The 11,331-nt window shown below is 71.7% G+C and carries 3 protein-coding genes; all 3 read right to left on the bottom strand.

Features of this window, described 5'->3' with window-relative positions; all coding sequences use genetic code 11:
• Positions 1-106 precede the first annotated feature (106 nt).
• Positions 107-3,667 (bottom strand): ACP S-malonyltransferase, encoded by a 3,561-nt coding sequence (gene fabD, locus SACXIDRAFT_RS21650; protein ID WP_006240828.1) that lies wholly within the window; start codon positions 3,665-3,667, stop codon positions 107-109.
• Positions 3,664-9,609: a non-ribosomal peptide synthetase gene (locus SACXIDRAFT_RS21655; protein ID WP_006240829.1), complete on the bottom strand. Its 5,946-nt coding sequence runs from the start codon at positions 9,607-9,609 to the stop codon at positions 3,664-3,666. The genes fabD and SACXIDRAFT_RS21655 overlap by 4 nt, the downstream gene beginning before the upstream one ends.
• A gap of 55 nt (positions 9,610-9,664) precedes the next feature.
• The coding region (locus SACXIDRAFT_RS23405; protein ID WP_006240830.1) for a class I SAM-dependent methyltransferase at positions 9,665-11,331 on the bottom strand (1,667 nt) is incomplete at its 5' end.

Raw genomic sequence — 11,331 nt, forward strand, 5'->3', positions numbered from 1 at the left:
CGCCGGTGCGGCCGGACACCGGCCACACGTGCGCGCCGGTGGTGGCGGGTGCGGGCCCGGTGGGTGCGGGTGGTGGCACGGTACTCAACGAGAAACCTCCGGCGGGTCAGCTGGCGCGGCGTGCTGCGCGGTCGTCGAGCAGGGCCGCTGTGGCGGTGAGCAGGTGTTCGGTGACCGAATCGACGTGGCGGCGCTGCCACGGTTCGAGTTCCGTGCCGCGCACCCAGTCGTTGAAGGCCCCCATCGCGGGTCCGCACGGGATGTGGTAATCGACCTTGCGGTCCTCGACACCGTCGCGGGCGAAGGCGAACGCCGAGGTGAGGTAGGTGCGGAACACCTCAGCCATGTCCTGTTTGGACTGCCCGCTCGATCCGATTTCGGCGAGCACCTCGGCGAACGGCCGCCGCAGGTAGTGCCGCTCGATCTGGTCGCGGACGGCGGGGTCGATGTCAACGTAGCGATCGTGTGCGCGCCAGAGCTCGTGCAGCTTCGTGGCACGAGCCGGGTAGAACAGGCCCTTGCGGGCCACGGTGTTCTTGGCGCCCAGCTCGAACATGTCGGGCCATGGAGCCACGTCGATGTCGTGGACGCTCAGCGACCGCAGGATGTCCTTGGCCCTCGCGCTGGTCGCGGCCTCGACCGTGCATTGGTTGATCGATCCGGTGAGCAGGAACTCGGCACCCATGTGCAGGGCCGCCGCGGCGGCCTCCGGCGTGCCGATCCCGCCCGCCGCGCCGACGTGAACCCGTTCGCCGTCGCCTGCCAGCCGGTCGCGCAGGCGCAGCACGGACGGCAGCAGCGTGGTCAGCGTCGCGGGACCGGACAGCCAGCCCGACCCGGCTTCCACCACCACATCCCGCGCCACGGGCAGCGTGGCCGCCCTGGATTCCTCGGCCGCCGTGAGGTGTCCCTGCTCGCGCAGCAGGCGAACCAGGGCGGCGGGGGCCGGGGAGAGCATCTGCTCCGCGATGTCGGTGCGGCTGACCTTCGCCAGCACCGACCCGCCCTTGAGCCGGAACTTCACCAGCCCCGGGGTGATCTCCAGATGCCCCGACGCCTCCACGACGGTGACCCCGAGCCGCAGGTAGAGATCGGCCAGCGCGAGTTCCTTTCCCGGGTCCGAAGGGTGATACGGCAGGGCCGCGCCGAACGGGTTGTCGGACCCCAGTTCGGCCACGATCGCGCCGATCCCGGCCTCCACCTCGGCCATCGGCAACCCGCCCGCGCCGAAGAACCCCATCCCGCCCGCCTTCGCCAGCCGGGACAGCAGCTCCACTCCGGACACGCCGCCGTACATCGATCCGGCGACGCAGGCGTGGGCGAGGCCGTAGCGAGCCCGGAAGGACGCCGACCCGAGCGCGGTGTACTCGCCTGCCCGCTCCGTTCCGGCCGCGATCACGGCGGCAGGGTCGGGCAGCGTGGGTGCCTGCGGGGACATCGTGGCCACCCTGTCCACGGCACCCTGCCCGTCCACAGTGGACGCTGAGGCCACACTTGCCGCGGTGGCCGCCGTCACCGCTGTGGCCGTTGCGCTCGCCCGGCTCTCCTGGTCCGCCCTGGCCGCCGTGGTGACTGTGGCCGCCGGGGCCGTTCCGGCGACTGTCGCCGCTGTGGCCGTCATGTCCGCCGGAGCGGCCGGGGTCGCCTGAACCGGTGTGGCCGCCGCCGTCCCGGCGTTCACGACGTCGCCGCGCTCCTGCCCGGCGACTCCCCCGGCGCTGAAGGCGGGCACGGTCACGCGCGACGGCGTGGCCTCCTCCGCCTCGCTCCCGCGTCGCTGCGCCCACTGCTTGGTGATCTTGGCGACGAGGTTGCGCAGCACCTTCCCCGGCCCGAGTTCGACGAACTCGATCTCGCCGCGCTCCAGCAGGTAGAGCATCGAGTCGAGCCAGCGGACGGGGCTGTCGATCTGGCGCGTGAGCCGGTGCCGCAGCCCTGCCGCGTCGTGCGGGCTGGCGTCGAGGTTGGCGAGCACGGGGATGCGCGGCGCGGCCAGCGGTACCGTCTCCAGGAAGCGGCCGAACTCCCCGGCTGCCGGGGTGACGAACGGCGAGTGCAGCGCCCCGCTCACTCGCAGCCTGCCGTACCGGCCGCCCGCCGCCTCCACGAGCGGCCCGACCGCGTCGAGCCCGCTGTCCTGGCCTGCCAGCACGACCTGGTCGAAGGCGTTGATGTTGGCCACCGACACGCCCTCGATCCCGGCGATCATCGACTCCACCGTGGCGAGGTCGCAGCCGACGACGGCGGCCATCGACCCTGTGGCGACCCTGCCCATCAGCTCGCCCCTGCGCGCCACGAGCCGCAACCCGGTCTCGAAGTCGAACACCCCCGCCGCGAACAGGGCCGCGTACTCGCCGAGGCTGTGCCCGACGAGATAGTCGGGTGGCACGGGGTCCTCCTCGCATCGCGCGAGGTAGGACAGTGCCGACACCACGTAGAGGGCGGGCTGGGTGTACTCGGTGCGCCGAAGCCTGCCCTCGGGGTTGCGCTCGCACAGTTCGCGAATCGAGTAGCCCAGCACGGCGTCGGCGGTGGCGACGTGCCCCGGATAGCGGTCGAACAACTCGGCGCCCATGCCCTGGGACTGCGAACCCTGGCCGGGAAAGCCGTACACCTTCATGGCAACTCCTTTCCCGGCAGGCCCGGAAGCGGTCGAGGACACCTCAGGCGCGGGCGCGGTCCTTGGCGCGGTCGGCGCGGGGATAGTTCTGCGTGCGGGACGGGCCGCGAACGTGGCCCGCACCTCGGAGAGCAGCCTGCGGTCGTGGCCGAACATGCTGAGCACCGGGTAGGAGCGTCCCCGCGCCGGTCCGAGCACGGCCGACGCCAGGTTGTGCAGAGTCCCCGACGGTCCCAGATCGACGTAGCGGTGGGGACCTTCGGCCTCCAGCCCGCGCACCGCCTTCTCGAACTCGATCGGCCCCGAGACCACCGACCAGTAGTGCTCGACGCTGGGCCGGCGCATCCGCTCCCCCGTCGCGCACGACACGATCGGAATGCGGGGTGGCCGCAGCTCCAGCCCGGCCATCAGCCTCGTGCACGCCTCGCGGCGGGAGTCGAGCAGTCGCGAGTGGTACGGATGCTCGACCGCCACGCGCTGGCAGGGGATCTCCGCGACCCGCAACGCCTCCTCCGCGACCCGCAACGCCTCTTCGGATCCCGAGACGACGAAGTGCTGCGGCCCGTTGCGGGCCGCGAGGTCGGTGTGCTCCCGCAGTTCGGGCATCCGCTGGTGCAGGCCGGGATCGGCGAGCACGGCGAGCATCCCGCCTTCGGGCAGCCCTTCGAGCACCCTGGCCTGCGCGACCACCAGCCGGAGGCACTCCTCCACGCCGAACACGCCGGACAGCGCGGCCGCCGTGAACTCACCGAGGCTCGCCCCCAGTAGCACATCGGGTTCGACTCCGTCCGAACGCAACAGCTCCGCCAGCGCCAGTTCGACCATCACGATCGCCGGGTGCGTGACCAGCGTGTCGAGAAACGGCTCACCCGCCCGCTGCGTCCCGTACATCCTGGCCACCACCGACTGTCCGCACAGGTCGGCGACGACGGCGTCGAGCCGGTCGAGTTCGGCGCGGAACACCGGCTCCTCGCGGTAGAGTTCGGCGCCCATCTGGTAGTGCTGCGAGCCCTGCCCCGAGAACAGGAAGACCGTCGGCGTGCTCACGAGGCACCTCCCGCCAGCGCGACGATGTCCTTGACCACGAAGGCTCCCTCCCTGAACCCGGTGAGTCCCGTGCTCGGCGCCGTCGCCGCCCGCGCGGCGGCCAGCACGTCCCGCACCGGTCCGTCCCCCGCTGTCAGCAGTGCCCGCAACGCCGCCGTGTACGCGCCGATGAGCAGGGCCGCGGCCTCGTCGGTGAACACGTCGCGGTAGTACGACATGTGCAGCGTCATCGTGGCCGTGGGGAAGACGTCTACCCGCAGCGGGAAACCCATGCGTGTGACGTAGAAGCCGGGTGGGAAGCGTTCCGAGGTCTCCACGGCGACGTTCTGGAACACCAGGTAGCTCTCGCAGGGCAGTGTCCCCTTCGGCAGCTCGCCGTGGGCCAGTGCCTCGTCGAGTACCGAATGCTCGTGCGCGCCGACCGCGGCGGCCTCGGTCATCGTCCTGCGCAGGAACGCCGGTACCGGCTCCGAACCGTCGATCGTCATCCGCAACGGCAGGATGTTCAGCGTCGTCCCCACCATGGCATCCAGACCGTCCACACCGGACGAACGGCCGTTGAGCAGCATGCCGTGTGCCACGTCGGCGTTGTCGCCTTCCGCGACGAAGGCGGCCACGGTGAGCGACCACGCCGCCTGGAACAGTGTGTTCAGCGTCGTCCTCCGCTGCGGCACGAGTTCGCGCAGCCCCTCGGCGAGGTCGGCGGGCAGGTCGGTCCACTGCCGCCCGTACCCCTCCTGCGCGCCCGGCCGGTTGCCGGGCAGAGTGCGGGCGAGCGGAACGGGGTGGCGCAGCCCCGCCAGCGACCGGCGCCAGAAGTCGGCCTCCGCCTCACGGTCGCGCGTCGCGATGCCGTCGATGAAGTCGCGGTAGCGCAACCCGGTCTCCGGTTCGGGACGCCGCCCCGCGAGCAGGTCGCCGATCACCGAGTCGAACTGCCTGGCGATGATGTCGTACGACCAGCCGTCGAGGCAGAGATAGCTCAGGCTCGCCACCATCAGGCAGTGGTCGTCGTCGATCTCGGCGACGAAGTACCGCAGGCCACCGGGCACCGCGGGGTCCACGCCGCGCCTGCGGTCGGCCGCGAGGTGCCGCTCCAGTGCGGCGTCCTGCTCGGCGGGCGGCAGGCCGCGCCAGTCGGTGTACTCGAACTCGACCGTGGGCTCGCGGTGGACCACCTGCACGGGCTCGTCGAGCCCTTCCCACGCGAACGAGGTACGCAGCGCCGGATGTGCCCGAGCGAGCGCGGTGGCCGCCTCGCGGAACACCTCGGGAGCCACCATCCCCCTCGGCATGGGTGTGAGCCGGTGCACCTGGAACGCGCCGGTGGACGGTTCGGCCAGCAGCGTGCGCAGAGCCCACGACTGGAACGGCGCGAGCGGGTACACGTCCTCGACGTCGTCCCGTGCACGCAGGGCGTCGAGCCCGCCCGCGTTCGCGACAGGGCCGGGCTCCCGTTCACCGGTCCGCTCCCGCTCCGCCGACACCGCGGCGGCGAGTTCGCCGAGCGTGTCGTACTGGAACATCAGCTGCGGTGTCAGCGCGAGACCGCGTTTGCGGGCGGCCGACACGACGTGGATGGTGAGGATCGAGTCGCCACCGAGTTCGAAGAAGTTGCTCGCGGTGCCGACCCTGCCCGCACCGAGCACTTCCTCCCAGATCTCGGCGAGTGCCTTCTCGGTCTCCGTCGTCGGCTCGGCCGTCGTGGTGTCGTCCATCAGTTCGGGCAGCGGTGCGGGCAGCGCGCCCCTGTCGAGCTTGCCGTTGGAGTTGATGGGGAACCGCGACAGCGGCACGAACGCCGACGGCACCATGTAGTCGGGAAGCCGGTCCTTCAGGTGCGCGCGAAGCCGGGGCAGCAGCGCCACGGCCGCCTTCGCGAACGCGGGGTCGGTGCTCAGCTCGTCGGGGCGGACGTCGGCGCGGAGTGGCTCGGCGACCCAGTTCCGCCGATCACCCGGGGTGGCGAGCAGAACGGTGTAGCGGCCGTCCGCCGCGCCCGGTGTCCACGACACCTCGGCGGTGCGGCCGAGCCGCTGCGCGAGCCGCCACCACACCTCGGGATGCACCGCGCCCTCGCGCGCGGGTTCGGGAACGCGTGGCAGCACGGGTGCGGGATCGTCCTCGGCGGTCCTGCCGAGGTCGGCCACCGCGTTCGCCACGTCGGCGAGGCGGGCGTTGGGCACACCCCGCACGACCACGGGGCCGCTGCCCGTGCCGCGCACCAGCGACTCGATGCCTGCCACGGTGGTGTGCCCGTCCCGCCACTGGACCACGGTGTCCGGCACCCGCTGCTCGACGGGCGCGCCGACGTGCAGCACGACGTCGTAGCGGTAGCGGGTCATCTCGTTGTCCCGTTCGCCCCGCCGCAGGCTGGTCTCGATCCTGCTGATGCGCGGGTGCTCACGCCGCAGCACGTCGAAGAAGGCCGGGTCGAGGATCAGCTCCCGATCCTGTGCCGCCGCGAGCCGGATACGGGCTCTCGCCTGCGCGGCCGTGCGGCCGGGATCGTCGCGGCGCAACTCCACGTCGGCGTGGTAGGTGTCGAACAGGTGCAGCGCCCTGACGTCGCCGACGAACACGGCGCCGCCGTCGGCGACGAGCCGCAGCGCCTGCGCGATCACCCGGCGCAGGTATCCGGGGTCTGGGAAGTACTGCACCACCGAGTTGACGACGATCGTGTCGAACCGGCCCGGCTCGAACGAGTCGAGCTCGTGTGCGGCCCGCACGTCGAGCCGCACGTGGGAGAGATCGGCCCGCTTGCCGATCAGCGTGTCCTCAAGCTGGCGGATCGCGGCAGGTGAGATGTCCGTGCCGTGGTACTCCGTGCAGTGCGGCGCGATGCGCGCCAGCAGCAGCCCCGAGCCGCACCCGATCTCCAGCACCCTCCTGCCACCGAGGTCCAGCACGCGGTCCACCGTGGTGCCGACCCATTCCCACATGTCCATTGGGGATAGTGGTTCGCCGGTGTAGCTGGAGACCCAGCCCCGGATGTCGAAGTCGGGCTCCAGCGGAGGGCCGTCCACGTACACGCGGTCGAACACGTCCTGCCACTGCGCGGCCTCGTGGCCCGCTCCGGCCGCGCCCGCGTCGGGGATGACATAGGCGACGAGCCTGGTGCCCTCGTCGTCGGGCAGCACCACGGCCTCCCGGACGCCGGGGTGCTCGGTCAGCGCTGAGGCGACCTCGCCCAGCTCGATGCGGTGGCCTCGGATCTTCACCTGCTGGTCGGCGCGGCCGAGGTACTCCAGCTCGCCGTCCGGCAGCCAGCGCACGAGGTCACCGGACCGGTACTCGCGCCCCTCGGGACCGTCGAGGAACCGCTGCGCGGTCAGTTCGGGCCGGTCGTGGTAGCCGAGCGTCACACCCGCCCCGCCGACGTACAGTTCCCCCCGCACCCCGATCGGGCTCGGTTGACCGTAGGCGTCGAGCACGCGGGCCGACAGGTCGGGCATGGCCCTGCCGATCGGCGAGCCTGCCGAGGGCCAGTCGAGGTCGGCCCTGGTGATCTCCCGGTAGGTGACGTGCACCGTGGTCTCGGTGATGCCGTACATGTTGATCAGCCGGGGAGTGCGGTCGCCGTGCCGGTCGAACCACGGCCGCAGCGCGGCCACGTCGAGGTTCTCCCCGCCGAAGACCACGAACCGCAGCGCCAGCTCACCGTCGGGTGCGGTCTCCTCCGCGGCCATCAGGTGCCGGAACGCCAACGGTGTCTGGCTGAGCACCGTCACGCGCTCGGCCCTCAGCAGGTCGAGGAAGTCGCCGGGCGAGCGGGACACCTCGAAGGGGACGACGACCAGCCGCCCTCCGTGGGTCAGCGCACCGAACAGCTCCCACACCGACACGTCGAAACTGGCCGAGTGGAACAGGCTCCAGGTGTCGTGCGGTCCGAAGTGGAACCAATGGTCGGTGGCCGCGAAGAGCCTGGTGATGTTGGCGTGGCTCACCTTGACGCCCTTGGGCTTGCCGGTCGAGCCCGAGGTGTAGATGACGTAGGCGACGTCGTGCGGGTTCGCCCCCGGCAGCCTGTTCAGCCCGGCGGCGGGCGGGTGGCCGTCCACGAGGACGACCTCCGTGCCTTCGGCCGCGAGCCGGTCGGCGAGATGCCGCTGGGTGACGATGATCCGCGCGCCGCTGTCGTCGAGCAGGTACCGGATGCGTTCGGCCGGGTAGGCGGGGTCCACCGGCACGTAGGCCCCGCCTGCCTTCAGGATGCCCAGCACACCGACGACGAGGTCGGCCGACCGCTCGGTGGCCAGCGCCACCAGCGTGTTCCTGCCGACTCCTCTGTCCCGCAGCGCCGCCGCGAGCGCGCGGGAGCGCTCGTCGAGTTCGCCGTAGGTGAGGCTACTGCCCCTGTCGCGCACGGCCACCGCGTCCGGGGTGGCGCGGGCGTGCGCGGCGACGAGTTCGTGTGCCAGTTCCTCCGGCACGGGGCCGGTGTGCTCGCGGCGACTCCACCGGTTCTCGATCAGATCGCGGTCCTCGTGGGTCATCACCGGCAGCCGGGAGACGGGGGTGCCGTCGTCGGCGGCGACGGCCTCCAGCAACGCGCGGTACGCACCCAGCAGCCGGTCGATGGTCTCGCGGTCGAAGACGGCCGAGTTGTACTCGACCTCGACGAGCAGATCGTCCGCGCGGTCCACCACGCTGATCCACAGGTCGAACTTCGAGGTAGCGTTGCGCACACCCGAGATCCGCTCCACGGTGAGCCCGGCAGGCGACCGCAGCGGCCGGGCTGGCAGGAAGTTGAAACACACCTGGAACAGCGGGTTCTGGCTGAGGTAGCGGTCGGGCCGCAGCGCCTCGACGATGGCCTCGAATGGCACCTCCTGGTGGCGCTGCGCCCCGGCGACGCCCTCCTGCACCCTGCCGAGCAGGTCGGCGAAGCTCTCCTCGCCCGAGACCTGGGTGCGGTGCACCAGCGTGTTGACGAAGAACCCGATCAACGGCTCGATGTCCACGTGGGTGCGGTTGGTCACCGGAGAGCCGACCGAGATGTCGGACTGCCCTGTGTAGCGGTGCAGCAGGGCTTTCAGCGCGGCGAGCAGCACCGTGAACAGCCCCGCTCCCCTGGCGCGCGCGACCGTGAGCAATCCGTCGCGCAGGCCGCCGCCGAACACCAGTTCCGCGTCACCTCCCTCGAAGGTCTGCACCGCGGGACGCGGCCGGTCGAAGGGCAGTTCCAGATGCTCGGCGCTGCCCCCCAGCCGCTCCTTCCAGTAGGCGAGCTGCGTGTCGAGACGTTCGCCCCGCAGGTACTCCCGCTGCCAGATCGCGAAGTCCGGATACTGCACGGGCAGCTCGGGAAACGGCGAGGGGCGTCCCGAGGCGAAGGCGTCGTAGAGGGTGAGCAGCTCCTCCCAGAACAGGCCGAGCGACCACCCGTCCACCACCACGTGGTGGGCGTTGAGGAACACGATCCACTTCTGCTCGGCGAGGCGGAACAGCTCGACCCGCAGCAGCGGCCCCTCGGCGAGGTCGAACGGTCGGCGTGCCTGCTCGAAGACGGCCGCGTCCACGGTCTCCGGAGCCTCGCGAAGGTCGTGGACGACGACCGGAACGGTGAGGTCGTCGGCGACCCGCTGCCACGGCTTGCCGTCCTCGTCCGGCAGCGTGGTCCGCAACGCCTCGTGCCTGCGCACGATCTCGTCCACCGCCTTGCCGACGATGTGGGGGCGCAGCGGACCGCTGATGGAGAACGTCATCACGACGTTGTAGGCGGGACTTCCCGGCACCATCCGGTCGAGGAACCACAACCGGTGCTGGGCGAACGACAGCGGAGGCCGGGTGCCGGGTTCCCTGCGCGGGATGCCGCCCGAGGCAGCGGTGGCAGGGCCGCCTGCGGACCGCCGCGCGCCGCCGGTCAGTTTGTCCAGCAGGGCCTGTTTCTGTGGCGACAGCCGCGCTCTGCCCGTGCCGACCTGTTCGTCCAGTGACATCCGGGGCTCCTTTTCGCCGGGATTCGAGGGTGTGTTCGGGGACTCGCCGGGCCGATCAGGCGAGCATGTCGGCCACCACGTCGTCGGGGAGTTCGTCGATCCGCTCGACGAGTTCTGCCTCGACCACCCTGGCCATGCCCGCGACGGTGCGGGCGTCGAAAAGACCACCGAGGTCGAGTTCGATCGGGAACCTGCCACGCAACCGCGAGATCACCTGGGTGGCGAGGATCGAATCACCGCCCAGTTCGTGGAAGTCGTCGTCCGCGCCGACCGAGTCGAGCCCGAGGACGTCGGCGACCGCCTCGGCCACCATGGCTTCCAGCGCACCGGCCTCCGGCGCACCACCCGCCTCCCCGGTGGTCGTGGTGGGCGCCGACGGAGCCGTGGAGGCCGCAAACTGCGGCGCTGACCGCACGGCAGGCGCGGCCGGTGCGGGTTGCCCGGTGACGTCGGTCGCGCCGGGGTTCTCCGCGAGGATGACCGACTCCAGCGCCTGGTCCTCGCGGGTGGCGAGCAGTGAGTAGGTGCGCACCGCACCCAGCCCGGCCCTTTCGAGCGCGCGCCGCCACATCGGGGCGCTCAGCAGCGGTCCGTTCGGCAGCCGGGTGTCCTCGAAGGACCACCACCCCGGCATCAGGCCGAACGTCAGCGTCGGGAACGGCTGGACCCTCGTGACCTCCAGCACCACCAGCACACCGCCCGGCCGCAGCAGCGACCGCGCGTGCGCCAGTGTCCGGTCGATGCGGGCGGTGGCGTGCAGGACGTTGGTGGCGAGCACGACGTCGTAGGCGCCTTCCGCGATGCCCTGCCCTGCGGGTGGCCGCTCGATGTCCAGCACGGCGGTGTCGAGGAAGTCGTGCTCGCGGCCGTAACGGTCGGCGCCGTAGCGCGTGAAGCCCCGAGAGATGTCGGTGTAGGTGTAGCGGACGCGCCCGGCGTGCCCGGCCAGCGCGGGCAGCACCGAGGCGGTCGTTCCGCCGGTGCCCGCGCCGATCTCCAGCAGCGCGACGGGCACCTCGGGATCGCGGGCCAACCGCGCGCCGACGTACTCGCCGACCAGCCTGGCCACGAGGGCGTTGGAGTCCTGGTCGCTGTGGTAGACGTCCTCCACCGCCGTGAACGAACCGCCGGGGAACAGCACCTCGTGGGCCTTGCGCCTGCCGGTGAGCACGTCGGGGTAGGCGTCGAGGCAGGACGTCAGCAGCCGGGCGAAACCGGCCATCTCGGGCCTGCGGGCGAGCAGGTCGCGGGTCAGTTCCTCCACGGCGGCGTCCTCCCAGCGCAACGGCGTCGCCGCGCACTCCGCCGTGGTGGTGTAGGCGCCGCCTTCCTCGGCGAGGTATCCGGCGTCGGCGAGGATGCGCAGCAGCCCGGACACGAGCCGGTGGTGCTCGGCCACCACGCCGAGCCGCTCGATGAGGCTTTCGGCGGTGTGGCGCTCCCCTTCCCGTTCGAACACGCCCATGCGGCGCAGTGACGCCAGCAGCAGCCGCTCGCACAGCGCGCCGAGTTCGGCTGCGAGGTCGTCGGCTTCGGCCGCGGCACGCAGGCTCGTGCGGTCGGGGTGCTCGGCGAAGTGGGCCTCGGCGGCAGCGTCCAGTTCGGACAGCATCGACGGCACGCCGGCGGTGGTGGACTCGGCGGGGACGGACGACCCCGTTGGCTCGGTGCGCTCGGCCGCACCGGCTCCGGCCGCGGGAACCGCCGTGGGTGCCGTCGCTG

This window comes from Saccharomonospora xinjiangensis XJ-54, assembly GCF_000258175.1.
Classification (GTDB): domain Bacteria; phylum Actinomycetota; class Actinomycetes; order Mycobacteriales; family Pseudonocardiaceae; genus Saccharomonospora; species Saccharomonospora xinjiangensis.